General features: G+C 70.5%; 20 protein-coding genes and 1 pseudogene. 17 read left to right on the top strand and 4 right to left on the bottom strand.

The features are described from left to right. The first annotated feature begins 1 nt into the window (after position 1). The 3 genes from AB0H78_RS05320 (at position 2) to AB0H78_RS05310 (ending at position 4642) form a co-directional block, all read left to right on the top strand. Positions 2-1660: a hypothetical protein gene (locus tag AB0H78_RS05320; RefSeq protein WP_363232897.1), complete on the top strand. Its 1659-nt coding sequence runs from the start codon at positions 2-4 to the stop codon at positions 1658-1660. A 71-nt stretch (positions 1661-1731) separates the two neighbouring features. After that, positions 1732-2964 carry an OmpA family protein gene (locus tag AB0H78_RS05315; protein WP_363232896.1) on the top strand — a complete coding sequence of 411 codons (1233 nt, stop codon included), beginning with the start codon at positions 1732-1734 and terminating at the stop codon, positions 2962-2964. A 109-nt stretch (positions 2965-3073) separates the two neighbouring features. Then, entirely contained in the window at positions 3074-4642 is a 1569-nt protein-coding gene (locus AB0H78_RS05310; protein ID WP_363232895.1) for a hypothetical protein, read from the top strand. Here the strand turns inward: AB0H78_RS05310 and AB0H78_RS05305 are convergent. Further along, positions 4592-6217, bottom strand: a complete 1626-nt coding sequence (locus tag AB0H78_RS05305; RefSeq protein ID WP_363232894.1) for a cytochrome bc complex cytochrome b subunit — start codon at positions 6215-6217, stop codon at positions 4592-4594. The two genes, AB0H78_RS05310 and AB0H78_RS05305, sit on opposite strands and share 51 nt — an antisense overlap. 179 nt (positions 6218-6396) lie before the next feature. On the opposite strand from AB0H78_RS05305, the gene AB0H78_RS05300 reads away from it, so the two are divergent. Together AB0H78_RS05300 and AB0H78_RS05295 are read left to right on the top strand one after the other, a co-directional pair. After that, entirely contained in the window at positions 6397-7041 is a 645-nt protein-coding gene (locus AB0H78_RS05300) for a hemerythrin domain-containing protein (RefSeq protein WP_363232893.1), read from the top strand. 18 nt (positions 7042-7059) lie between these two features. Then, a complete protein-coding gene (locus tag AB0H78_RS05295; protein WP_363232892.1) occupies positions 7060-7848 on the top strand; it encodes an SAM-dependent methyltransferase in 789 nt (262 codons plus the stop codon). 13 nt (positions 7849-7861) lie between these two features. Here the strand turns inward: AB0H78_RS05295 and AB0H78_RS05290 are convergent, their stop codons facing one another. Together AB0H78_RS05290 and AB0H78_RS05285 are read right to left on the bottom strand one after the other, a co-directional pair. Continuing rightward, positions 7862-8848, bottom strand: a complete 987-nt coding sequence (locus AB0H78_RS05290; protein ID WP_363232891.1) for a cytochrome c oxidase assembly protein — start codon at positions 8846-8848, stop codon at positions 7862-7864. A 146-nt stretch (positions 8849-8994) separates the two neighbouring features. Continuing rightward, positions 8995-9657 (bottom strand): hypothetical protein, encoded by a 663-nt coding sequence (locus AB0H78_RS05285; RefSeq protein ID WP_363232890.1) that lies wholly within the window; start codon positions 9655-9657, stop codon positions 8995-8997. Positions 9658-9832: 175 nt separating this feature from the next. On the opposite strand from AB0H78_RS05285, the gene AB0H78_RS05280 reads away from it, so the two are divergent. The 6 genes from AB0H78_RS05280 (at position 9833) to AB0H78_RS05255 (ending at position 15870) form a co-directional block, all read left to right on the top strand. Then, the gene (locus AB0H78_RS05280; RefSeq protein ID WP_363232889.1) at positions 9833-11815 is read left to right on the top strand and encodes a histidine kinase; all 1983 of its coding nucleotides are present in this window, start codon (positions 9833-9835) and stop codon (positions 11813-11815) included. Further along, positions 11812-12468, top strand: coding sequence for a response regulator transcription factor (locus AB0H78_RS05275; protein ID WP_363232888.1), 657 nt, complete (start codon positions 11812-11814; stop codon positions 12466-12468). The genes AB0H78_RS05280 and AB0H78_RS05275 overlap by 4 nt, the downstream gene beginning before the upstream one ends. 202 nt (positions 12469-12670) lie before the next feature. After that, positions 12671-13552 (top strand): ABC transporter substrate-binding protein, encoded by an 882-nt coding sequence (locus AB0H78_RS05270; protein WP_363232887.1) that lies wholly within the window; start codon positions 12671-12673, stop codon positions 13550-13552. Positions 13553-13575: 23 nt separating this feature from the next. Continuing rightward, complete coding sequence (locus tag AB0H78_RS05265; protein ID WP_363233427.1) at positions 13576-14415, top strand: amino acid ABC transporter permease; 840 nt, start codon at positions 13576-13578, stop codon at positions 14413-14415. Next, positions 14412-15176, top strand: a complete 765-nt coding sequence (locus AB0H78_RS05260) for an amino acid ABC transporter ATP-binding protein (RefSeq protein ID WP_363232886.1) — start codon at positions 14412-14414, stop codon at positions 15174-15176. Before AB0H78_RS05265 ends, AB0H78_RS05260 begins: the two co-directional genes overlap by 4 nt. A 73-nt stretch (positions 15177-15249) precedes the next feature. Continuing rightward, positions 15250-15870, top strand: a complete 621-nt coding sequence (locus AB0H78_RS05255; protein WP_363232885.1) for a histidine phosphatase family protein — start codon at positions 15250-15252, stop codon at positions 15868-15870. Here the strand turns inward: AB0H78_RS05255 and AB0H78_RS05250 are convergent. Next, positions 15860-16630, bottom strand: a complete 771-nt coding sequence (locus AB0H78_RS05250; RefSeq protein WP_363232884.1) for a DUF2127 domain-containing protein — start codon at positions 16628-16630, stop codon at positions 15860-15862. The genes AB0H78_RS05255 and AB0H78_RS05250 overlap by 11 nt on opposite strands. Before the next feature lie 157 nt (positions 16631-16787). On the opposite strand from AB0H78_RS05250, the pseudogene AB0H78_RS05245 reads away from it, so the two are divergent. The 6 genes and pseudogenes from AB0H78_RS05245 (at position 16788) to AB0H78_RS05220 (ending at position 24206) form a co-directional block, all read left to right on the top strand. Further along, positions 16788-19419 (top strand): annotated as a pseudogene (locus tag AB0H78_RS05245) (AAA family ATPase). 263 nt (positions 19420-19682) lie between these two features. Continuing rightward, on the top strand, positions 19683-21284 hold the full coding sequence (locus AB0H78_RS05240; RefSeq protein ID WP_363232883.1) for an ATP-binding protein: 1602 nt from the start codon (positions 19683-19685) through the stop codon (positions 21282-21284). Beyond that, on the top strand, positions 21281-21688 hold the full coding sequence (locus AB0H78_RS05235) for a roadblock/LC7 domain-containing protein (RefSeq protein WP_363232882.1): 408 nt from the start codon (positions 21281-21283) through the stop codon (positions 21686-21688). Before AB0H78_RS05240 ends, AB0H78_RS05235 begins: the two co-directional genes overlap by 4 nt. Then, complete coding sequence (locus AB0H78_RS05230; protein WP_363232881.1) at positions 21685-22071, top strand: DUF742 domain-containing protein; 387 nt, start codon at positions 21685-21687, stop codon at positions 22069-22071. Before AB0H78_RS05235 ends, AB0H78_RS05230 begins: the two co-directional genes overlap by 4 nt. Next, positions 22052-22666, top strand: a complete 615-nt coding sequence (locus AB0H78_RS05225; RefSeq protein WP_363232880.1) for an ATP/GTP-binding protein — start codon at positions 22052-22054, stop codon at positions 22664-22666. The genes AB0H78_RS05230 and AB0H78_RS05225 overlap by 20 nt, the downstream gene beginning before the upstream one ends. 52 nt (positions 22667-22718) lie before the next feature. Beyond that, positions 22719-24206 (top strand): cytochrome P450, encoded by a 1488-nt coding sequence (locus AB0H78_RS05220; protein ID WP_363232879.1) that lies wholly within the window; start codon positions 22719-22721, stop codon positions 24204-24206. Positions 24207-24240 lie beyond the last annotated feature (34 nt).

Here is a 24240-nt window from a genome sequence, read left to right as displayed (position 1 = left end):
CGTGGGCGACTCGGGTGCGGGAGGCGGCGGGCGGGGAGCGTTCGACGATCTCGTCCGCCATGGGTGGAGGGAACTGGTGCAGGACGTGCAGCAATTGGGCGGCCTGACTCCCGAGGCGGCGGCCGAGGCGGTCACCGTGGTCATGGGCAAACTCCGGGCCGACCGGGAGCGCTGGCCGTACATGCTCGACGAATTCGACGCGAAGGCGCTGCGGGATCAGGTCGTCTGCTGGGCCAGGACGGTCAAGGAAGGTCCCTTTGCCACAAGGCTGTGGGAGGAGACGTTCCTGAAGCCGCGGATGGCCCGGCCGCTGTCCGGGGCGTGGATGGCCCCTCTGGAAGCCGAGGACGCCCTGTCGATGAGCATCGCGGCCGTGTACGACAGATGGCCGACCGGCGACGGCGAAAAGGTCAGGGCGTTCTGGACCTATCCCCGCTTCCGGAGGTACGTCGACCGCGTCGCGGAGAACATCCGTCTCCAGGAGATCCAGCGGCGTACGTTCGAGAACGGGGACCGGGGCCGCCTCGAGCGGGTTCCGGCCCCCGGCGGCGAAGCCGAACTGGACTCCCGGGTCTCGATGGACCTGATCCTGACGGCCATGCTGGCCGAGCTGGAGCCGGAGGAGCGTGCAGGTGTGGTCCGCCGGCTGCGGGGCGAGGCGTACGACGCCGCTGCGGATCACGCATCGGCGGTCGCACTGCGGATGTTCATGCTGCGCCGCGATCCGGTCGTCGGTGAATACGTGGAGCAGTGGGTGCAGAGGACCGAGGCGGCCGAATTCGCGCGAAGGGTGCCGGAGGAACTGCGGGCAGCACTGTTCCCGATGCGGCAGGGAAAGCCGTGGACGGAGGACGATCTCGCGGTGAAGTCCCAGGAGACGGCTGTCCGACTCGGCTGTCTCGTGTCCGGGGAGAGCTACACCCCCCGGGTGCAGGCGCTGACCGGTCGGTCGGAGGGGACCATACGACAGCACTGGCGCAGGCAGAAGCAGTCCCGGTTCCACGGCCCCCTGGGACCGGCTCTGCGGCGGCTGGAGAGTCCCTATCCGGGCGATGCCGTCAAGGCGCTCCACGAACTGGCCCGCAGCCCGGTCGTGGCCCTGTACCAGGTGCCCGGCCGGATCGCGGTGCGGGCACTTCTCGCCGAGCCGCTCGACAGCCATCAGGTCGGGGAGTTCTCCGCCCGGTGGACTCCTCCCCCCAGGACTCCGTGGACGGCGGTGGCGGGACCGAACGAGATCGTCGTCGACGACATCGCTCTCGCCGGGTTCGGCAGCGATCTGCTCACCCTTCTCGAACACGCCACGGCCTGCGCCCGCTGGCACTGCCCGCGACGACCCGGTGCCGCACGCCCGGCCGTGGAGCCGCTGCCGGCCGTACGGACTTCCGGCGACCGCCGCCCGGTGGAGATGGTCGCCCTGTGCGAGGCGTCCGACGACAACGGCTGCGCCGTGGTGGTGCATCTCTCGCCCGCGCCGAGCCGCCGGTGGTGGGCGCTGTTCGAGGAGGGGTGGCCCCAGGCCAGAATCGACGGCGGAGTGTCCGTGCCCGCCCATCGGGCGAATCAGCTGACCCTCAAGCAGTGCACCCTCTACGAGGCCGTCGACCGCTTCCTGCCCCATCTCGCCACGCTTCTGGAACAGACCAACAACCGGCGCTGAGCCGGGTGTAACGCGCCATGCCCGCTGAGGCTTGTCCCTACCCGTGGAACTCCTCGGAAGGGGCGGGGCGCATGAACATCGACCTTCAGGACACGCTCGACGACGGACCGTTGGGCGACTGGGACCCGGACACGTATCCCGCCCGCACCCGCACCAGGCCGTTGCGGACACGGATCGCGCTGGTCCTGCTCCTGGCGGGCACCCTGCTGGCAGGCGGACTCCTGTGGGCGGGCCGCGGCTCGACCCCGCCCCGCGGCGACGTCCTGGCGGTGGTGGAGAAGACCAGCCGGACGCCGGGCGAGCTCCCCGGCCGGCTGCGCGAGCGGGCAGCCGAACTGGCCGGCAGCGGCGGTTCGATGGAGCTGTACGTCGTCGGAGCCGAGGCCCGCAGGGTCGGCGATCTGGACCTGGACGTACGCCGCCAAGGCGCCCCCGAGCACGATCCCGCGCTGCGCGCCGCCGCCGTGAAGGCCCGCCTGGACGACCTCGAAGCGGCGGCCGCGGCCGCCCTGGTCGGACGGTCCGGCGCAAGTCTCCACGCCGCCCTGCGGACCATCGACGAGGAGACCGCCACAGTCCAGGGACGGAGGGAGGTGGTGCTCGCGACCTCCGTGCTCGACACCACCGAAAACCCTCTGAACATGGCGCAGTTGATCCGGCTCACCCCTGCCGCGGCCGTGGACCGCCTGATGCGCACTTCGGTCGGACACCTCGATCTCTCCCACGCCGACCTGCAGGTGATCCTGCTGCCGCTCTCCGGACCCGGCCAGCCGCCCCTGACTCCGGCGGGCGACGTATGGCGGGAGAGCTTCATCACCGCGCTCACCGGCCGCCTCGGCGCCCGGCTCCGCACCCCGGTCAGGAGCACATCGGACCGGCAGCCGTGGCCGGGCGCCTCCGTGGTCCCCGTGGTCCGCACCCCCGGCGAGCCGACTCCCGACCCGGGCAGGCCTGTGCGTTTCGACACCGCACTGTTCCGGCCCGACGAGGCGGTCCTGATCGACCCGGAGGCCCTGCGGCCCGCTGTCCGGGGGATCGCGGCACGGTTCGCGGCCGTGTCCCGCCAGTCGTCCGGCGCCCACATCACCCTCGACGGCTACTGCGCCCGGTGGGGCGACAACCCCGCCGGCGCCCGGTCCCTGTCCCTTCGCCGCGCCGAAGTGCTGGCCGCGCTGCTGGCCGACGCCGGTGTGGACCGCGGCGCCCTGCACGCACGCGGCTACGGATTCGACCGGCGGGCCGACACGTCCCGGGGCCCCCAGGACGCCGCCCAGCGCACCGTCATCGTCACGATCACCCCCTGATCAACCCCTGAAGGAGTGGAAGGCCATGAACATCCACCGGAATGCCCGACGGGAAGAGCCGGTCCGCCCCGGTGAACCATGTCCGTACTGCGAGGGCAGGCCGGGTCGCATGACACTGCGGAGCATCTCCGAAGCGTCTCTTCCGCCCCAGGCGCTGGCCGAAGCCGGCCGGCAGAACGAGACCGTGCTGGCCATCGCCGCCGCCAACTTCGTACGCACCCACGACGCGTTCACCGGGGAGCCCCGGCACCCGCTGACCGCCGAGGCCGAACGGCAGGCCGCGGACGCCGCCACGATCATCGAGGGTCAGCAGGAAGCCCTGATCGCCTCGCGGCCCCACGACGAGCGCCACCTGGCGGCCGCGGCCTCCGCGCGACTCTTCGCCGGGCGCGGAGCGCAGTTCCTGGACGGCGCGGACGCGGTCGTCGACGGCCCCGCCCCCCTCGGCAGGCGGGCGGCCGGAGCAACCGGGTCCGCGGTGCTCTCCCAGCACCAGGAAACGGCGGACCTGGCCGTACGGCGCTCGGCCCGGGGGAGTCTGCGGCATCTGCAGCACAAGGTGCCGCGCTGGGCCGTTGTCGCGGGCGCGGTCGTCCTGGGAGGCGGCGAGCTGTTCCTGCTGTGGCAGCCCGCTCTGAACCTCGGGGGCATCAACTCCTTCTCCGACGCCGTCCGTTGGGGCATCGGCGGGGTCTTCGCGCTCGGCCATGCCGGGTGCACGGAGCTGTTGCTCCACCACCATCAGGAGCGCGAGCGCGTCTGCCACGATCTGCGGGAGAGTGTCCAGGACCGCCTGGGAGCGAGCAGGCCTTCCGCGACGGCGGGCGAGTTCGACACCGGTTCGGCCGACCGTGCCCTCGCGCGGGCCCAGGCGCTGCTCGTCGTCCTTGCGGGGGTGACCGCGGGGCTCACGGCGGTGCGGGTCGCCGTGCTCTGCCGGCAGGCCGGGCAGTCGGCGCTGAACTCCGGGCTCTTCGGCTCGGCCATCGGGTTCGTCTTCGGTTCCCTGGTTCTGGTGCTCGCCCTCGTCCTGTGCCGCGGCTCGGGTCTCGGCGACCAACTGGCATGGTCCGCCAGGGCCGTTGCCGTATTCCAGGCCCGGCACGCCCGGCTGACCAGCAGGGCCGCCGAGTGCCTGCGCCGCGGGATTCTCGACCTGGCCGAAGCGCGGTCGATGGCGGCCCATGCCGAGGAGGACCGGGAGTACGGTGGCGCGCCCTTCAGGAAGGCCCTCTATCTCGCGGCCTCCTGGCGGGGGAAGTCAGGACCGGCGATCGCCCCGGCCGAACTGGCCCGTCCCCTCCCCATGGTGAAGGAGGCCCGCGCGAACGAGGAGGCGGCCGAGATCGGTCTGCGGGCCCTGCGGGTCCGGCTGGCCGAAGCCCCCGGCCTGGTGTCCCGCGCCGCGATCGGCGGTACGGGTGTCACGGCGTCCGCGCCCCTGCCGACGGTCGTCGGCACCGTACTCACCCGCGGACCCGGCAGGCCTGCCGTGATCATCCCCCGTGTCGAAGTACCCCGCAGGGCACCGCAGTTCTCGCTGCGCATGATCGGTGCCGCGGCACTCCTCACCCTGGGCCTGGCCGCCTCCGCGGCCGCCCTCTCGCCGGCACCCGACGGGCTCGACTCACCGCTCCACACTGTCGCGGCTGTCGTGACTGCTGTCGAGCTCGGGTGATCCGGTGGGCTTCGGGATCTGGGTCCCCTCTCCGTACAGACCGCGGGAGAGCCTGGCTCGCAGCCGCTCGCGGCGGGAGACCCTGCGCCGTACCCCGTGAGCGTCCGTCGCGGCGGGAAGCTCCAGCGGCGCGGGCTGCTCGTGGGCGGTCAGGCGGTGCAACTGGGTCGGGGACAGGGGCTCGTGGAGCTCCACGAACTCCCCGTGCGGCAACCGCTTGACGATGCCGGTCTCGCGGCCGTGCAGCACCAGATCGCGGTCCCTGCGCTGAAGTCCCAGGCAGATGCGCTTGGTTGCGATGAAGACGGCCACCGGGACCACGAAGAATCCGATCCGGATGGCCCAGGTGATGCTGTTGACCGACAGATGGAAGTGCGTGGCCCACAGGTCGTTGCCGCCGCCGACCAACATCACCAGATAGAGCGAGATCCAGGCCGTGCCGAGCGCCGTGCGCACCGGCCGGTTGCGCGGGCGGTCCAGGAGGTGGTGTTCGCGCTTGTCGCCGGTGACCCATGCCTCGATGAAGGGGTACGCGCCGATCGCGGCCAGGATCAGCGGGAAGAGGCCGAGCGGGATGAGGATGCCCAGGGCGAGCGTATGGCCCCAGATGTTGATCTCCCAGCCGGGCATCACACGGATCAGGCCCTCGGCGAACCCCAGGTACCAGTCGGGCTGGGCGCCCGTGGAGACCTGGTCGGGGCGGTAAGGGCCGTACAGCCAGACCGGGTTGATCGAGGCGATGGCCGCGACGACCGTCAGGACGCCGGAGACCAGGAAGAAGAAGCCGCCCGCCTTGGCCACGTACACCGGCATCAGCGGCGCCCCGACGACGTTCTGCTCCGTGCGTCCGGGGCCGGGCCACTGGGTGTGCTTGTGGTAGAAGACCAGGATCAGATGGACCACGACCAGCGCCAGCATGATCCCCGGCAGCAGCAGGATGTGCAGCGAGTAGAACCGCGGGATGACCTCATGGCCGGGGAACTCGCCGCCGAAGAGGAAGAAGGAGAGATACGTCCCGATGACGGGCGTGGAGATGATCGCGCTGTCCACGAACCGCATGCCGGTGCCGGAGAGCAGATCGTCGGGGAGCGAGTAGCCGAGCAGCCCCTCGAAGATGCCGATGAACAGCAGCAGCCAGCCGAACAGCCAGTTCAGCTCCCGGGGCTTGCGGAACGACCCGGTGAAGAAGTGCCGCATCATGTGCACGAACATCCCGGCGATGAAGATCAGCGCCGACCAGTGGTGGATCTGCCGGATCAGCAGACCGCCGCGCACCTCGAAGCTGATGTCGAGCGTGGAGGCGTACGCCTCGGACATCCGGATGCCGTTCAGGGGCGCGTAACTGCCGTGATAGACCACCTCGTTCATCGAGGGGTGGAAGAACAGCGTCAGATAGACGCCCGTGATGATCAGGACGATGAAGCTGTAGAGGCAGATCTCGCCCAGCATGAAGGACCAGTGGTCCGGAAAGATCTTGCGCAGGTACTTCCTGCCGAAGGTGTGGATGCCGAGCCGGCCGTCGGCCCAGTCGGCCAGCCGTTCCCCGGAAGATGCCTTCGCCGGGCTTGTGGACATGGAGTGCCTCTCCGTCGCATGAGCTCACGTACGAGACGGATCGGGGCCCCCGGGATGTGACATCGACAGCGCCGAATGTGGCCTGTGTCTCATTCCGGCCCCGACATGTCACAGATCCGGAGCGCCAGGCCCTCTCGGTGGCAGGACCAGACGAGGACGAATGGAGGTCGAGCCGAGCCATGGCCGACACACATCAGGACACGCCCCACGCATCCGGCACCATCGACTTCACCATGATGTACGCCACCCACGACGCCTTCCGGCGCGACCTGGACCGCCTGGTCGCGGCCGCGTCCGCGGGCCGGGCTACCGACCCCCGGGTACTTGCGGGCTGGGAGAACTTCAAGCACCAGCTGCACCTCCATCACAGCGTCGAGGACTCCGACCTCTGGCCGCGGGTGCGGAACGGGGCGGCCGACAGCCCCCTCGCGCTCGCGCTGCTGGCGGACATGGAGAGCGAACACGCGCAGATCGACCCGCTGCTCGCCGCGATCGACCGGGCGCTGGCCGACGGCGGGAGCGGGCTCGCCGATCTGGCCCAGGAGGCCAGGGCGGTTCTCGTATACCACCTGGAGCACGAGGAGCAGGACGCCCTCCCGCTCATCCAGAAGCTGCTGGGGCCCGCCGACTGGAAGGGCTTCGCGGCCAGGTTCCGCGAACGGCAGGGGTTCAAGGGAGCCGCGGTCTACATTCCGTGGATCGTCGACGACCTCGGGACACAGGGAAGGCGGCGGTTCTTCGGCGCGATGCCTCCGCCGGTCAAGGCCCTCAACAAGCTTGTGTGGGAGCCGCGTTACCGCAAGCAGGAACTGTGGGGCGCGTGACAATGTCACACTGCGCGCATGACGGAGATCGACACCAGCAAGCCGCATCCGGCACGCGTCTACGACTGGTTCCTGGGCGGTAAGGACAACTATCCGGTCGACGAGGCGGTCGGCCGCCGGATGATGTCCATCGACGGCCGGGCCAAACACTCCGCGCAGACCAACCGGTGGTTCATGCACCGAGCGACGCGATGGCTCGCGGGCGAGGCAGGCGTACGCCAGTTCCTGGACATCGGCACCGGCATACCCACCGAGCCCAACCTCCACCAGCTCGCACAGGCCGCCGCTCCCGATGCACGCGTGGTCTACGCCGACAACGACCCGATCGTGCTGGCGCACGCGGCGGCGCTGCTGCGGGGGACGCCCGAGGGGATCACGGAGTACATCCAGGCCGACGCCAGGCAGCCGGGCGCGATCATCGAACAGGCGAAGGCGGTGCTGGACTTCGGGCAGCCCGTCGCGCTGTCGCTGATCGCGCTGACGCACTTCATCGGCGACGACGACGGGGCGTACGAACTGGTCGACGAGCTCGTCGGCGCGCTGCCGCCGGGGAGCTTCCTCGCCCTGGCACAGCTCACCGGCGACTACGACCCGGAGGCGATCCGGCGCGCCGTCGACCTCTACGGGGCGGGCGGCGTCAACCTCGTGCCCCGCTCCCGGGCCGGGGTGAGCCGCTTCTTCGAGGGGCTCGACCTGGTGGATCCGGGGCTGGTGCCCGTGGCCGAGTGGCACCCGGAGCTGGCGGTCGACGAGGTCGACGACGGGCAGCTGGTGCCGCTCTACGCGGCGGTGGGACGCAAGGCCTGAGACGCCCGGGAGGTCACGGCTCCCGGTGTTCCCGCCGCATCCGGTCGCCGATGACCCCGCCCTCGTTCTCCCACCATGGGCGCTGGAGGTCCGGCTCGGCGGCCGAGGGCGCGGCGTCCGGGACGTCCATGACCAGAGCGGCGTCCAGGCGGCGGTCCAGATCCGCCGTCCGGGTGCGCTCGGCACGTACCCACTGCACGAAGATCACCAGCAGGAACGGCACCCCGACCAGCTCCGCGATCGTGATCATCGCGCCGCCGCCGAGCTGCTGGTCGGCCTGGACGTCGGGCGCCCAGGGCGGTGCGTGCTGTGCGTACCAGGTGCCCGCTACGAGCGTGCCGCTCGTCATCACCACGATGCCGGGGACCGCGTCGATCAGCCCGTCGAGGAAGACCATCGCCGCACGGACCGGATAACCGCACCAGCGGGGCAGCAGCTCCTCCTGGGTGAGCACCGGCACGACGAAGAGACTGCCGACCACCAGCAGTTGCAGATACATCAGCTGATGCAGCGAGCCGTGGCGCAGGGCCGTCTCGAAGTACGGGGTGAAATAGACGCAGAGCTCCGATGTGAGCACCAGCACGGAGCTCACCAGAGGGAAGGCCAGTACGCGCGCGAACCTGCCGGTCATCGCCCGCCGCACTCGCCCCGACATCCGGTCGGGCAGTGCACGGCAGGCCAGGGCGAGCGGGTCGCCCAGGGCCAGGCCGAGCGGGGCGATGAGGTCCAGGAGGATGTTCTGTACGGCCGCAGGCCAGAACAGCACCTCGTCGTAGACGGCGAGGGCCGACATGGTGGCGGACACGATCGCGCCCAGGCCGAGCAGGGTGAAGACCGCCGTACGCGCGACGGGCCAGCGCTCGCCACGCCGGTGCAGCCGCACCACGCCCCAGCCGTACAGCCCGCCGAGGACGAGAACCAGCAGCAGCGCCGGAGCGTCGAGCTGCCAGGCGGTCGGGAAGCTGCCCCAGGTCAGGTCCGGCAGGTTCGTAGCGGACATCCGGTCCATTCTCCTCACTGGTCCGCAAAGTGCTGTGGGCCTCGATCACGGTAGCCGGGGCACCTGGGGTGGTGGTCGCCGGGGGGAGGCCACCGCGTACGCGAGGGCCGCTGCTCGCGCAGCGGCCCTCCCCGTGGTGGCAGTGGTCAGCGGGTGGTGGCGGACAGGGTCCAGCCCTGCCGGCAGACCTTGCCGAAGGGTCCGTCGTCGCAGCCTTCGATGATGAAGCGGTACTCGCCGTTGGTGCGCTTCTGCACCCACGTGCCGCCCGAGTTGCCCCGGCCGACCTGGATCTGGGTGCCGCCGTAGTCGGCCGCGCTGTAGTAGCGCACCAGGAAGTGGTGGTAGAAGAAGGGCCTGGTGGTGCTCCAGTTCACCATGGCGTAGCCATTGGTGTCCCACGCCGCGATCACCATGCCCTCGCCCTGGGCGGGCGACCGGGTGATGGTCCCGTGCTCGAAATACTGCCGCTCGCCCTTGAAGTGGCCGTTGACGAACACGTTCTTGACGCCGGTCCGCGGGCAGCCGAGCCCGCTGTTGCTGCCGCCGAGCTGCTCCCAGCGCGCCTTGATCCGCTTGGTGGTGGGGTAGTTCTTCTTGCAGACAGTGCTGGTGGACTGCCCCGGCGCCGACAGCGCCCGTACGCCGGGAGCCTTCTGCGCGGCGGTGTGCGGAGCCCGGTTCGGCGGCGGGTCCCCCGGGATCGCCGCCGTCACGCCCAGGCCGACGGCCGACGCGGCCGCCAGGCCGATCGTGGCGTTGCGGATGCGGTGGCTGCGCTGCGTACGGCTCCGGTCGAGAGTGTGCATGGTCGTTCTCCCCCTGAGTGGGCCGGAAGCTCGTCCCCCGGCTCGCTGATTCGAGCATCGGGCCGCGGGACACCGGGTGTTGAGGGGGTACGGCCGGGCGGCCGGCGGGAAGTTTCCCGGCCCACCCGGGAACTTCACCCATGACACCCGGGAAGCGGGCCGGGACGATGGCTCCATGGACCCGCACGGTCGACAGCCGTACGAAACAGACCGGTTCGGCCGCACGCCGCGGCGTGCCGCGCTCGCCTGGTGCCTGCTCGCGCTCTCCGTCGCACAGGTGATCACGGGGGTCGTCGGACTGCTGCTCGCCGGGGTGGGGATGGGGGAAGCGCTCCGCTACGACATGATCGCCGACCTTGCCATCGCGATCGCCTACCCCAGCTGCGGCGCCCTCATCGCCCTGCACAGGCCGCGCAATCCGGCGGGCTGGCTCCTCATCGCGTACGGCCTCGGCCACGCCTTCACCGGGCTCTCCATCGGCCTGGCCGCACTCGGTCTGGAGGACGGCTGGCCGACGGTCCTGCTCCGCGCCCTCACCACCGTCGGCCGCTACACCTGGGTCACCGGTTCGTCGACCGCCTTCGTCCTGGCCGTGTTCCTCTTCCCCGACGGCCGTCTGACCGGCCCCCGTTGGCGCTACGTGGTGATCGTGCAGCTCCTCACCGCGCCCATGGACATCCTGGTGTGGTCGTCCTGGGACTGGGGTCTCTTCCACGGGACCCGGGCCCAGCCGCTGGTGCCGGACACCCCGTCCTGGCTGCTGACGGCCGAGATCGGCAAATGCTGCGCCGCCCTGGTCGCCGCGCTCACCTCGCTCACGGTGCGCTACCGGCGCGGCGGAGAAAAGGAGCGGCGCCAGCTGCTCTGGCTGATCCTGGGCATCCTGCCCGAGGTCGTGAACCTCGGCATGCTCGGGGCAGGGGTACGCCTCCCGCAGTTCGACTACGTGGTGCTCTTCCTTCCGGCCGCGATCGCCATAGCCGTACTCCGCCACGAGCTGCTCGACATCCGCCTCGTCGTCTCGCGCGCCCTGCTGTTCGCGCTCCTCACCGGGATGGTGATCGCCGCCTATGTGGGCCTGGTCGCGGTCTTCGACGTCCTGATGCACCGTCAACCCGGCCTGATCGGCTCGTCGTTCGCGACCCTGGCCGTGGCCTTCGCCTTCAACCCGGCACGCCGCAGACTTCAGGCGGTTGTGGAACGGGCGCTGTACGGAGAGCGCACCGACCCGGTCCGCGCGGTGTCGCGGATCGGCGAGCGGCTGGCGGGGGCCGGGGTGTGTGACGTACCTGAGGCGGTGTGCGAGGCCCTGCGGTTGCCGTACGCCGCTGTCGGCGAGAGCCGCTGGGGTACGCGGACCGAGCGCACGCACACCCTCTCCCTCGGCTACGAGGGGCGCGGAGTGGGGGAGCTGGTGGTCGGACTGCGCCCGGGAGAACGGGAGTTGGCCCCCGCGGACCTGGCCGTGCTCGAACTGCTCGCCGTGCCGCTCGCCGCCGCCCTGCACGCCACCGTGCTCTCCGCCCAGCTCCAGCAGTCCCGCGAGCGCATCGTGGCCGCCCGCGAGGAGGAGCGCCGCAGGATCCGCCGCGACCTGCACGACGGTCTCGGCCCGACGCTCGCAGGGGCCGCCTTCCAGGCGGACGCCGCGCACAACCTGCTGACGGTGGCCCCGCAGCGTACCGGTGAACTCCTCACCGAGCTGCGGGCCGAGATCGGCGGGGCGGTCCAGGAGATCAGGCGGCTGGTGGACGGCCTGCGGCCCCCGGATCTGGACCAGTTGGGGCTGATCGGAGCGTTGCGGGAGCGCTCGGAGCGGCTCGCCTGGCGGGCCGACGGGGTGCCGGTCGACGTACGCGTGGACGCGCCGGCCCTGCTGCCGGTGCTGCCCGCGGCGGTCGAGGTCGCGGCATACCGCATCGCGACGGAGGCGCTGACCAACGCGGCCCGGCACTCGGGGGCGTCCCGCGTGGAGCTGCGGATCGTGGTGGGGGAAGGCCTGCGCGTGGAGGTCAGCGACGACGGTACGACGGAGTCGTCGTGGCGTCCGGGAGTGGGCATCACCTCCATGCAGGAGCGTGCTGCCGAACTCGGCGGCAGCTGTGTGGCGGGGCGAGGGAGAGTGGTGGCGATGCTGCCGCTGGGGGAGCCGGTATGAGCGGGCAGGAAGCGGTGAAAGTGGTTCTGGCGGACGATCACCCCGTGGTGCGTACGGGACTTGCCGCCCTGCTGGAGTCCGTCCAGGAGGAGCCGCGCGTCCATGTCGTGGGCACGGCGGAGGACGGCCGCGAGGCGGTCCGGGCGGCGGTGACGCTGCGTCCGCAGGTGGTGGTGATGGACATCCGGATGCCGGGGATGAACGGCATCGAGGCCGCGAGGGAGATCGCACGGGTCGCCCCGGCGGTGGCGGTGCTGATGCTCACCATGGTGGAGGAGGACGACTCGGTCTTCGCGGCGATGCGGGCGGGGGCGCGGGGATATGTGCTCAAGGGGGCGGGCCAGGACGAGATCGTACGGGCGATCAGGGCCGTGGCGGCGGGCGAGGCGATCTTCGGGCCCGGGGTGGCGAGGAGAGTGCTCGGCTTTCTGAGCCGCCCGCAGCCGGTGGCGGACCCGTGCCCCGGACTGACGCCGCGGGAGCGGGATGTGCTGGGCCTGATCGCGGCGGGGAGCTCCAACTCGGGGGTTGCCGTGCGGCTGGGGCTTTCGCCGAAGACGGTGGGGAACCATATGTCGGCGATTCTGACGAAGCTGGGGGTGGCGGACCGGGGGGAGGCGGTGGACTGGGCGCGGGACGCGGGGCTGGGGTGACGCGGCGTCCGCGGGGGCGTGCGGTGCGGCTCCGCCGCGTGGCCCGGGGCTTCGGGGTGGGGGAATCCGCGCCGCAGGCAACCCGCATCCGCACACCCACCCCCGCCACACAATTGTCACGGCACCGCAATCAACTTCCCACCATGCGGACGTTTCCGCTCTGACCTCGACAGATGCCCCCGCCCCCTGCCACTCTCCCGCCATGCGCCTGATACGCCTCGCCACCTGCACCGCCGCCGCCGTCCTCGCCACCGCAACCGCCGCCGGCTGCGCCCCGCAGAGCGACAGCACGGCCGGCGCCTCCTCCTCGACCTCCACCGGCACCAAAACCACCTGCGCGCCGGGCACGTTGAGCACCCGGACCGCGGGCAAGCTCACCGTTGGTACGGACAAGCCCGCCTACGCCCCCTGGTTCAAGGACGACAGCCCCGCCAATGGCGAAGGCTTCGAGTCCGCCGTCGCGTATGCCGTGGCCAAGCAGCTCGGATATGCGAAGTCCGACGTCGTCTGGCAGACCGTCCCCTTCAACAACGCCTTCTCGCCCGGTGCCAAGAAGTTCGACTTCGACATCAACCAGATCTCGATCAGCGAAACCCGCAAGAAGGCCGTCGACTTCTCCTCCGGCTACTACGACGTCCGGCAGGCGGTCATCGCGGTCAAGGGCTCCAAGGCGTACGGCGCCAAGAGCATCGCCGACCTCAAGAACGTCAAGCTCGGTGCCCAGGTCGGCACCACCAGCCTCGACCTCATCGATGACACGATCAAGCCGGCCGAGCGGCCCGCCGTCTTCCAGAAGAACGACTTCGCCAAGTCCGCCCTCAAGAACGGACAGGTCGACGCGATCGTCGTCGATCTCCCCACCGCCTTCTACATCACCTCCGCCGAGGTGACGGACGCGAAGATCGTCGGCCAGTTCGACAGCGCCGCGGGCAAGGCCGAACAGTTCGGCCTGGTTCTCGACAAGGGCTCCAAGGTCACCGCCTGCGTCAGCGGCGCGGTCGACGCCCTGCGCAAGAACGGCACCCTGGCCGCGCTCGACAAGCAGTGGCTTTCCGAGGCCGTCGACGCCCCGGTGCTCAAGTGACGCTCGAAAAGCAGGAACCGTACATGCCGTCGGCGCGGCGGATCGAGCGGGAGCGCTACCGTCGCGCCCGCACCCGCCGCGCCACGGCGATCGCCACCGCGTCCACGCTGGTGGTCGCCGGCGCGCTCTGCGTCGGCATCGTCAGCTCGCCCGGCTGGGAGCGCACCCGCGAGACCTTCTTCAGCGCCGAGTACGCCCGGATCTCGTTCCCCGACATCATGCAGGGGCTCTGGCTCAACCTCCGCCTGATGGTGGTGTGCGGGGCGCTGGCCTTTGTGTTCGGCATGCTGATCGCCGTCGCCCGCACCCTGCGCGGCCCGGTCTTCTTCCCGCTGCGGGCGCTCGCGGCGGCGTACACCGACTTCTTCCGCGGGCTGCCGCTGATCATCAATCTGCTGGTCATGATCTTCGGGGTTCCCGCGCTGCGGCTGACCGGGGTCACCACCGACCCGGTGGTCCTCGGTGGCGCGGCCCTGGTGCTCACCTACTCGGCGTACGTCGCCGAGGTGGTCCGTGCGGGCATCGAGTCCGTCCATGCCTCACAGCGCGCCGCCGCCCGTTCGCTCGGCCTCTCCAACTGGCAGTCCCTGCGCCATGTCGTCCTGCCGCAGGCGGTGCGCCGCGTCGTGCCGCCGCTCCTCAACGACCTGGTGTCCCTGCAGAAGGACACCGGACTCGTCTCGATCGGCGGGGCGATCGACGCCGTGTACGCGGCGCAGATCATCGTCGGCAAGGACTTCAACTTCACGCCGTACGTGGTCGCCGGCCTCGTCTTCGTCGCCCTCACGATCCCCATGACCCGCTTCACGGACTGGGTGACGGCGCGCATGGACCGCGAGCGCGCCCAAGGAGGCACCGTATGACGACCACCGAGGCGACCCCGGTCCTGCGGCTCGACTCCGTACGCAAGACCTTCGGCCGCGACACTCTCGTGCTGCGCGACGTCAGCATCGACGTGGCCCCGCACACCGTGACCGCCCTCATCGGGACCTCGGGGTCCGGCAAGTCGACGCTGCTGCGGTGCGCGAACCTGCTGGAGGACATCGACGACGGGGCGATCTTCCTCGACGGCGAGGAGATCACCGATCCCCGCGTCGACCCCGATGCCGTACGCCGCAGGATCGGCGTGGTCTTCCAGGCGTACAACCTCTTCCCGCACATGTCCGTGCTCGACAACATCACCCTCGCTCCCCGGCGCGTCCACGGCGTGGCGAAGAAGGAGGCGGAGGAGCGGGCGCGTGAGCTGCTGGAGCGGCTCGGGCTCGGCGGCAAGGCCGACGCGTACCCGGACCGGCTCAGTGGTGGACAGCAGCAGCGCGCCGCGATCGTCCGCGCGCTGGCGGTGCGGCCCAGGCTGCTGCTCCTCGACGAGATCACCGCGGCGCTCGACCCGGAGCTGGTGGGGGAGGTGCTCAACGTCGTACGCGACCTCAAGGAGGAGGGGATGACCATGATCCTCGCCACCCATGAGATGGGCTTCGCCCGTGACGTCGCCGACCAGGTCTGTTTCCTCGACGGCGGCGTGGTCCTCGAGCGCGGGACTGCCGCGGAGGTGTTCGGGGAGCCGACCCACGAGCGCACCCGTCGCTTCCTGAGCCGCATCACCGAGGCGGGCCGCCTCTGAGGGAATGCCGGGCCGCCGTGGCACGCTGACGGAGAGGTACCAACATCAACAGCGGCAAAGAGGGCAGGCGGCCATGGGCGAGCTGATTCTCGTACGGCACGGCGAGACGAGCTGGAGCCGGACGATGAAACACACCAGCTGGACGGATCTGCCGCTGACGGCGAACGGCGAGGCACAGGCGCGCGCGGTCGCCCCGCTGCTCGCGGAGCGGCGCATCGCACTCACTCTGACCAGCCCTCTCGCACGGGCCCGGCGGACCGCCGAGCTGGCCGGGCTCGGCCCCACGTTCGTCGACGCCGATCTGCACGAGTGGGACTACGGCGCGTACGAGGGCATCACCAGCGTGGAGATCCACCGGGAGCGGCCCGACTGGGACCTGTGGACCCAGGGTGTCGCAGAGGGCCCGCCGGAGCACCCCGGCGAGAGTCCGCAGGAGGTCGGCGAGCGGGCCGACCGGGTGCTCAAGACGGTCGATGCCGCGCTGCGCGACGCCGACCTCGACGGGGACGGCGGGGACGTGGTGCTCGTCGCGCACGCGCACTTCCTGCGGGTGCTCACCGCCCGCCGGCTCGGACTGCCCGCCTCCTCGGGTGCGCTTTTCCGCCTGGACACCGGCTCGGTCAGCAGGCTCGGCACCGAGCATGGACGCCCCGTGGTCGCCGCCTGGAACGCGACCCCCGTGGTCACTGCGTGACGGGCACCCCCGCGGACACCTCGACCTCGATGAAGGACGCGCTGTGGCGTTCCGCCTCGAAGGCGGTGTGTCCGCCCCGCAGCCCGAACAGCCGCTTGGCGAGCAGGATGTAGAGGACGGCGAGGATGTTGAGGCTCAGCGTGCCGATCTTCAGCCAGCTGACCTTCTCGGTGAGTTCGTAGATCTCCAGCGGCAGGAAGGCGGCCGTGGCGACAACGGTCAGGTACTCCGCCCAGCGCTTGGCGCGCCACAGCCCGACGGCCTCGACGAGCTCGATCAGGGCGTAGACGAGCAGGGCGGCGGCCACCAGGACCAGCGTGGAGTGCTTGTAGCCGAAGGTCTTCCGGATGGTGTCGACCACGGGGGAGTGGTCGAGGTCGTAGTGGAAGTGCCGGAAGACGGGGCGGAAGACGTCGAGGTTCTGGTCGAAGAAGCGGCGCACGGAGTCCTGGCTGTTGGAGAACTTCCATACGGCGGCCGCGGCCAGCACGATGAACACCCCGCGCACCGCCCGCTCCAGGGCCAGGAACCGCAGGATGAACAGGTCGCGCAGCACCTTGCCGCGCGGCACCAGAGGGGCGTCGCCCGCAGGGCCCGAGCCGTGCGGGTCACCGAGGGCGAAGTCCCCGCAGCGCAGACACCGCCAGGCCTCGCCCAGACCGGTCTCGGCGCGCAGCCGGTTCCGCAGCTCCGTCTCCTGCGGTGCGTAGGTGACGTGTCCCTTGCGTGCGCAGGTGCGGCGGTCCCAGTCGATTTTCATGCACGGAAGGTAGCGGACACCGGGTACGGCCCGTTCGGCAGGGGTTCGGGTTCGGTGGCGCGACCGCACACCAACTGGGCGGATCCGCCCAGACCTTCCCGCGAGGGACCGCCGCCGGGCTACGCTCGTAACTCCGTACACCTTGGGGAAGGCAGAGATGACGGTGAGCCGGCCGGAGGACCTGGACGCCATTCCGCTGCTCGAGCGGGAGGCCGAGATCGCCGCGGGCGCGCAGGCTGTCGACGCGCTCTGCGCGGGCGAGCCGTCCGGCGGGCTGCTGATCTACAGCGGCGAGGCAGGTCTCGGCAAGACGGCGCTGCTCAACGACCTGCGCAGGACCGCGGCCGGGCGCTGCACGGTCTGGTCGGCGCGCGGCGGCGAGGGTGTCTCCTCCGTCCCCTTCCATGTGGTGCGTCAACTGCTGCAGCCCGCCCTGGACGAGCACGCGCTGTGCGATGTACGGGAGTTGCTCGGCGACTGGTACGAGATCGTGGGCCCCGCGCTCGGTGTCGCACCGCCCAGCGGGCAGCTCGCCGACCCCCAGGGCGTCAGGGACGGCCTGGACGCCGTCGTCGTGAAACTGGCAGGTTTGCACCGGCCGTTGATGCTCGTCGTCGACGATGCGCACTGGGCCGACCTGGAGACCCTCGCCTGGCTCGCCGCGTTCGCCCGGCGCACCGACGGACTGCCCGTCCTGATCGTCGTCGCGCACCGCGTCGAGGACCCCTCGGGCGAGACCGCTGAGCATCTGTACACGCTCGGCGAGGCCGCCGACAACCGCAGAACGCTGCGGGCGTTCACCCCCCGACGCGACCGCCGCGTTCGCGAGGGCGGCGCTCGGAGAGCACAGCGACGACCCGTTCTGCCGTGAGGTGTGGGCGGTCACCGGCGGCAATCCGTACGAGACCGTCGAGCTCATCGCCAAGGTGCAGGACGACTCCCTGGAACCCGTCGAGGACTCCGCAGGCGCCCTGCGCGCACTCGGCGCGGGGGCGCGCGGGTCCGGGCTGGTCGCCCGCCTGGAGGAACTGGGCATCGGGGCAACGCGGTTCGCGTGGGCCGCGGCGATCCTGGGCACCGACATCTCGCTGGACCTGGCGGCGTCCCTGGCCGGGATGGGTGCGGCCGAGGCGGGCGCCTGCGCCCAGCGGCTGCGGGCTGCCCGGATCCTGGTCGGCCAGGATCCGATGGAATTCGTCCATCCTCTGATCGCCAGTGGTGTCTACCGTGCCATCCCCTCGGGGGTGAGGACTGCTATGCACGGCCGGGCCGCCTGGGCGGTCAGCCGGGCCGGACGCCCCGCGGCCGCCGCCGCCCCGCATCTGCTCCAGGTGCACCCCGACCAGGACCCGGAGTTGGTCGAGCAGTTGCGTGCGGCGGCAGCCGAACACCTTGCCGTCGGCGCCCCGGACGCCGCGCGCCGCTGTTTGGAGCGCGCCCTGGAGGAGCCGCCGCTGACCGACATACGGGCGGTGGTCCTGTACGAACTGGGCTGCGCCACACTCCTGACGTCACCCGCCACGACCGTCGGTTACCTGCGGGACGCGCTCGCCCTGCCTGGCCTCGAGGGCGATCTGCGTGTGGACGCCGTCTTCCGGCTCTCCCAGGCGCTGGCGCACAACAACGAGATGAGGGAAGCGGCACGCGTGGTGGCCGCCGAGGCGGAAATCACCGCGGAGGGGCCCGCCCGGACAAGACTGCAGACCGCGCAGTTCCTGTGGGAGAGCGTCCAGGTCGTCGAGGACGACGGACCGGGCCGCTCGCGCCGACTGGCCGCGACGGCCGATCCGCTGAGCGGGCGCGACACCGCCGAGCGGGTGCTGCTGATGCTGCGCGCCTGGGACGCGACGAACCGCGGCGAGAGTGCTGTCGAGATCGTCCAGATCTGTGACCGCGCCCTGGTCAACGGGCGCCTCGCGCCCGGACTCGGCTGGACCGACCCCGCCTGGGGGTTCGAGCCGGTGGCCATGCTCGGGCTCAGCTATGCCTTCGCCGACCGGCTCGACCGGGCGGAGAGCCTGTTCGCGGAGGCGCTGCGCTCCTACGAGATCAGCGGATGGAGCGGTGGCCACCTCTCCTTCGCCAACTGTTTCGTCGGCTATGTCATGCGCCGCCGCGGCCGGCTCGTGGAGGCCGAGACGTATGTGCGCGAGAGCCTGCGGCTCGCCGAACGCGTCGGCAACGGCCTGCCCATGAACTGGGACGCCGCCTGCATACTCATCGACATCCTGCTCGCCCGCGGCCATGTCGAAGAGGCGCAGGAGACGGCCGACCGTTATGGATTCGTCCCGCCCTACCCCTCCACGATCGTCATCCCCGATGCGCCCTCGGTGCGCGGCCGACTGCTGCTCGCCCAGGGGCGCACGAAGGAGGCCGTCGCCGAACTGGAGGCGGTGGGCGAGGCGTTGAGGGGGCGCGGGCGCCACAACGGCATCCTGGCGCCCTGGGCCTGCGACCTGGCCAGGGCTCTGGCCGACGAAGACCCTTTCCGGGCCGCCGAGTTGGCGTCCTATGCGCGCGACCGCGCCGAGCGCTTCGGCACGGACACGGCGATCGGCGAGGCGCTGCGGTGCGCCGCGGCGCTGGAGAGCGGGCCGCGGGCGGTGGAGCTGCTCGCCGGGGCCGTCGCGTATCTGGAGGCCTCTCCGTGCGCGTACGAACACGCCCTGGCCCGCGTCGAGTACGGCATCGCCGCCCGGTCCACCGCGGAGCTCACCCGCGGCCTCACACTCGCTGAGGCCTGTGGCGCCGACGGACTGGCGCAGCAGGCCCGTATCGCCCTCGGCTGACACCAATTCGCCCCCACTGACGTGCAATTGGGCACGTATGTTCGGCTACTGCGGGTGTGTGCGTCAGAGCTGAGGGTGTCAAAAAGAGGTGAGTCTATTCCTCTTGAGGGGCCCGTGTCCGGCGTTGCGTGAATATGCCGCAGCACTTATTTCATGGGGCTACGCTCGCTCACTACGACATGGGTTGGCGTGTATTCATGCACTTGTTCCCACATGTCTTGATAGTTCGATTACCTCCCCCCGTCAACTGCCAGAGGGATCACATGGTTCGCGTTGAGGCGCCTCCAACCGACAGGACACTCCCGCTAGTTCGCGCGCTTCTCCTCTCCGTCGTCCTGACGTCCGCGGCCACGGCTGCGGGCGTGGTCGCGGTGACGGAGCCCGCCCGGATACCGCTTGTGTGGGCCGGAGCCGCGGCCACCGTCGTGGTCGCCGGACTGGTCGCCGAAATCGTCCGCCGCGCCGGCGCCGTGCGGTCGTTGCACCACGGTTACGGACAGCGGCTCGTCTTCCTGGAGCACCGGCTCGCCGTCCACGACGCCGAGACCGTACGGCTCGCCAAGGAGCTCATGCCCGCGGCCGTCCACCGGCTCAAGCACGGCGAGTCGCCCGAAGAGGTCATGCGCGCCCTGGTCGACCACAGCGACACCTACCGGGATCTCCCGCCCGCCCAGCGCGAGATCCTGCACTCCCTGCTGAGGATCGTCGACGACGAAGAGGCCCAGCGCGAAGGATCCCAGCATGCCTTCGTCGGCATCGCCCGCCGCGTTCAGTCGATCGTGCGCCAGCAGGCCACAGAGCTCCGCGACATGGAGGACGAGCACGGGCGTCAGCCCGAGGTCTTCGACGACCTGCTCCGCATCGACCACGGCAACGCTCTGATCGGCCGCCTCGCCGACTCCATCTCGGTGCTCGGCGGCGCCCGCCCCGGCCGGCAGTGGCCCAACCCTGTACCGCTGTTCAGCGTGCTGCGCGGTGCGATGTCCCGGATCCTGGAGTACCCGCGCGTAGATCTGCACTCCATCGCCAAGGTCGCGATCGTCGGTCCGACCGTCGAGCCGCTGATCCATGCCCTCGCCGAACTCCTCGACAACGCCACCCGGTACTCGCCGCCGCAGACCCGCGTCCATGTCACCGCCGTCGAGGTGCAGACGGGCATCGCCATCGAGATCGAGGACGGCGGAGTCTCGCTCAGCGAGGAGACCCGCAAGCGTGCCGAGGACATGATCATCAGGGCCCAGGAGGGCGGCGGTCTCAACGACCTCAGCGACTCGCCCCGCCTCGGTCTCGCCGTGGTCGGCCGTCTCTGCGCGAAGTACAACTTCAAGATCGCACTGAGGCAGTCCGCGTACGGCGGTGTGCGCGCGGTGCTCATCGTTCCGCGCGAGGTCATCACCTCAGGTCCCGCACCCGGCATCGCCCACGGCATCGGCGCCACAGCCATTGCCTCCGCCGCACCCGGACCCGACCCGCTCGAAGGCCGTAACCACGGGCGGAAGAAGCCGCGAAGGCCGGCCGGACAGAAGCGGCCCACGGTGCCGGCACCCGTCAGGCTGCCCGCCTCGATGTCGATGGAGGACGACGTGCCGGAGGTGACCGAGTGGACCCCGAACGGACTCCCGCAGCGCCGCAGCCGACTGCGCACTCCGCTGCCCGCCGAGGTTCCGCCGACGTCGACCGAGCCGTTCATCCCGCAGCCGTACGCACCGGAATACACACCGGAACAACCCCAGGGCCACGACGAGTACGACCAGCACGACGAGAAGAAGGCCGAGGACGAACCGGGTCCCGGCATCTGGCTCGATGCCTTCACCAAGGCAGTCAACGGTGTGCCGCAGGATCCGTCAGAGGGGGACCTGAAGTGATTCAGCAACTGGGCAACATGGACTGGATGCTCAAGGATCTCGCCGACAACGTTCCTGGCGTCCACCAGATCGTGGTCCTCTCGGCGGACGGTCTGCGCATCGCCCGGCACGGCGGCGACCCGGACGCGGCCGACCGGCTCGCCGCCGCCTGCGCCGGACTGCAGTCCCTGGCCGCCGCGGTTGCCACCGAGATCCCCGACAGCGACGGCCGGATGAGACTGGTTGTCATCGAAATCACCGGCGGCTACTTCTACTTGATGGCCGTGTCAACCGGCTCCTACCTTGCGGTTCTCACAGACGAGCACGTGGATGCGGGGCTGGTCGGAGCCGCGATGCGCGACATGGTCGTACGGATCGGGACGCATCTGGCGGCACCGGCGCGCCATGACGGGAAGGCCGGATGAGCGACGCCGACGCCGGACAAGAGCGCCGAAAACGCAGGCAGCCGGAGAAGGCCAAACAGGACCCGGAACGGCTGTATGTGATCACCGGCGGGCCGGACGGCGGCGACCGGGCCGCGCTCGACCTGGTCACCATCATCGTCGCCCGAGCGGAACCCGCACCGACCGTCCAGCCCGAACAGGCTGCGATCGTCAAGCTCTGCACGTCGCCTCTGTCGGTGGCCGAGGTCTCCGCCTATCTGAGCCTGCCGTTCAGCGTGGTGACCGCGCTGCTGACCGAACTCCTCGCGGCCGAACTGGTCGAGTCGCGCGCGCCTATCGTCCGCGCCGCGCTCCCCGACCGGGCCCTTCTCGAAGCGGTGATGCATGGACTTCAGAAGCTCTGACACGATCCCGGGCCCCCGGAAGGAGGACGTGCTCCCGGACACGGCCACCGCCGCGGTCAAGATCGTGATCGTGGGCGGCTTCGGGGTGGGCAAGACGACCATGGTGCGCTCGGTCAGCGAGATCCGTCCGCTGACCACCGAGGAGACCATGACTCAGGCCGGTGTCGGCGTGGACGACAACCGCGGGGTGGACAACAAGACCGCCACCACCGTGGCCATGGACTTCGGTCGCATCAGCATCAGCGAGCAGCTGGTGCTCTATCTTTTCGGCACACCGGGCCAGGAGCGCTTCTGGTTCCTCTGGAACGGTCTCTTCGAAGGCGCGCTCGGCGCTGTCGTCCTGGTCGACACCCGCCGCCTCGCGGTCAGCTTCGACGTGATCGGCCGTCTTGAAGAGCGTGGGGTGCCGTTCGTCGTCGCTGTCAACACCTTCCCCGATGCACCCCGTCACCAGCTGGAGAACCTGCGGACCGCGCTGGACCTGCCCGCCGATGTCCCGATAGTCAACTGCGACGCCCGGCGGCGCGAATCAAGCCGCGACACCCTCATGACGCTGATGCGCTATCTGCACTCCCTGGCCGTGCAGCGGGCCTGATCCCACCGACTTTCCTTCAACTCGCCTTTCGCACACCCGAATTGGAGCGACCGTGACTACCCCCTTCGATCAAGAACCACCGCCGGAGTGCCCCGCGCACGGGCTGGGCGCCGGCGGACTGCGCAGGCTGTACGGGGCCGAGGCCGAGAACGACCCGATGGGTGTGTACGAGAAGCTGCGCGCCGAACACGGTCCCGTGGCCCCCGTTCTGATCCACGGCGACGTCCCCGCCTGGCTGGTGCTCGGCCACACCGAGAACCTCTACATGACCCGCACCCCCTCGCTCTTCTCCCGCGACTCCCGTCGCTGGGCCCGCCTGCACGACGGTTCGATCGCTCCCGACAACCCGCTCACCCCGGTCTTCACCTGGCAGCCCATGTGCGTCTTCGCCGACGGTGCCGAGCACGCGCGCACCCGCAGCGCCGTCACCCAGGCCATCGACCGGATCGACACCCGGGGCACCCGCCGGTTCATCAACCGCTACAGCAACCGGCTCGTCAACGACTTCTGTGAGCAGGGTCGCGCCGACCTCGTCGGCCGGTTCGCCGAGCATCTGCCGATGATGGTGATCTGCCAGATCCTGGGCATGCCGGAGGAGTACAACGAGCGTCTGGTGCAGGCCGCCCGCGACATGATCAAGGGCACCGAGACAGCGATCGCCTCCAACGCCTATGTGATGGCCGCGCTGATGCGCCTGGTCGCCGCGCGCCGCGCGGCCCCCGAGAACGACTTCGCGAGCCGTCTCATCCAGCACCCGGCAGGTCTCACCGACGACGAGGTGAGCCAGCATCTGCGGCTGACTCTCATCGCCGCGTACGAGACGACCGCCAACCTCATCGCCAATGTGCTGCGCATGGTTCTCACCGACCCGCGCTTCCGCGCCCAGCTCAGCGGCGGCCATATGACCGTCCCCGAAGCGGTGGAGCAGACCCTGTGGGACGAGCCGCCGTTCACCACGATCCTCGGCCGCTGGGCGGTCTGCGACACCGAACTGGGCGGCCAGCAGATCAAGGCCGGTGACGCGCTGCTCGTCGGCATCGCGCCGGCCAACGTCGACCCGGTCGTACGCCCCGACCCGCACGCCTCGATGATGGGCAACCGCGCCCATATGTCGTTCAGCGGCGGCGCGCACGAATGCCCCGGGCAGGACCTCGGACGCGCCATCGCCGAAGTCGGCGTCGACGCGCTGCTGATGCGCCTTCCCGACATCGAACTGGCCGTGGAAGAACATGAGTTGCGCTGGATCAGCGCTCTGATGTCCCGGCACCTGGTGGAACTTCCCGTGAAGTTCCAGCCGCAGCCGCAGCAGGACGTCACCAAGCCGCCCGACCCTGCGGCCTCCCGGCGGCCGCAGCCGGAGTGGGAGGTCACCATGAGCGCACCGAAGACGGAGACCGAACCCGCCCCGGTGCCGCAGCAGCCTGCGCCCTTCCAGGCGCCGCCGCAACCACAGCCCGTCGCCCACATCCCGGCCCAGCGCAGGCCGTCGGCGCCGAAGCGGCTGTGGCAGTCGGTGTCCAGGTGGTGGCGCGGCTACTGAAGCTGAGCGTGGTCGGAGAGCCGGTCCCACCGCC

The sequence above is a fragment of the Streptomyces sp. NPDC050738 genome (assembly GCF_040654175.1).
Taxonomy (GTDB): domain Bacteria; phylum Actinomycetota; class Actinomycetes; order Streptomycetales; family Streptomycetaceae; genus Streptomyces.
This window is presented reverse-complemented; position numbering and strand designations above follow the sequence as displayed.

Excerpts from the sequence above, each read along its gene's own strand:
- AB0H78_RS05250 (WP_363232884.1), bottom strand. The coding sequence starts at position 16,630 with ATGAAAATCGACTGGGACCGCCGCACCTGCGCACGCAAGGGACACGTC.
- AB0H78_RS05230 (WP_363232881.1), top strand. The coding sequence starts at position 21,685 with ATGAGCGACGCCGACGCCGGACAAGAGCGCCGAAAACGCAGGCAGCCG.
- AB0H78_RS05315 (WP_363232896.1), top strand. The coding sequence starts at position 1,732 with ATGAACATCGACCTTCAGGACACGCTCGACGACGGACCGTTGGGCGAC.
- AB0H78_RS05265 (WP_363233427.1), top strand. The coding sequence starts at position 13,576 with ATGCCGTCGGCGCGGCGGATCGAGCGGGAGCGCTACCGTCGCGCCCGC.
- AB0H78_RS05280 (WP_363232889.1), top strand. The coding sequence starts at position 9,833 with ATGGACCCGCACGGTCGACAGCCGTACGAAACAGACCGGTTCGGCCGC.
- AB0H78_RS05300 (WP_363232893.1), top strand. The coding sequence starts at position 6,397 with ATGGCCGACACACATCAGGACACGCCCCACGCATCCGGCACCATCGAC.
- AB0H78_RS05270 (WP_363232887.1), top strand. The coding sequence starts at position 12,671 with ATGCGCCTGATACGCCTCGCCACCTGCACCGCCGCCGCCGTCCTCGCC.
- AB0H78_RS05240 (WP_363232883.1), top strand. The coding sequence starts at position 19,683 with ATGGTTCGCGTTGAGGCGCCTCCAACCGACAGGACACTCCCGCTAGTT.
- AB0H78_RS05255 (WP_363232885.1), top strand. The coding sequence starts at position 15,250 with ATGGGCGAGCTGATTCTCGTACGGCACGGCGAGACGAGCTGGAGCCGG.
- AB0H78_RS05305 (WP_363232894.1), bottom strand. The coding sequence starts at position 6,217 with ATGTCCACAAGCCCGGCGAAGGCATCTTCCGGGGAACGGCTGGCCGAC.
- AB0H78_RS05225 (WP_363232880.1), top strand. The coding sequence starts at position 22,052 with ATGGACTTCAGAAGCTCTGACACGATCCCGGGCCCCCGGAAGGAGGAC.
- AB0H78_RS05295 (WP_363232892.1), top strand. The coding sequence starts at position 7,060 with ATGACGGAGATCGACACCAGCAAGCCGCATCCGGCACGCGTCTACGAC.
- AB0H78_RS05275 (WP_363232888.1), top strand. The coding sequence starts at position 11,812 with ATGAGCGGGCAGGAAGCGGTGAAAGTGGTTCTGGCGGACGATCACCCC.
- AB0H78_RS05285 (WP_363232890.1), bottom strand. The coding sequence starts at position 9,657 with ATGCACACTCTCGACCGGAGCCGTACGCAGCGCAGCCACCGCATCCGC.
- AB0H78_RS05290 (WP_363232891.1), bottom strand. The coding sequence starts at position 8,848 with ATGTCCGCTACGAACCTGCCGGACCTGACCTGGGGCAGCTTCCCGACC.
- AB0H78_RS05310 (WP_363232895.1), top strand. The coding sequence starts at position 3,074 with ATGACACTGCGGAGCATCTCCGAAGCGTCTCTTCCGCCCCAGGCGCTG.
- AB0H78_RS05260 (WP_363232886.1), top strand. The coding sequence starts at position 14,412 with ATGACGACCACCGAGGCGACCCCGGTCCTGCGGCTCGACTCCGTACGC.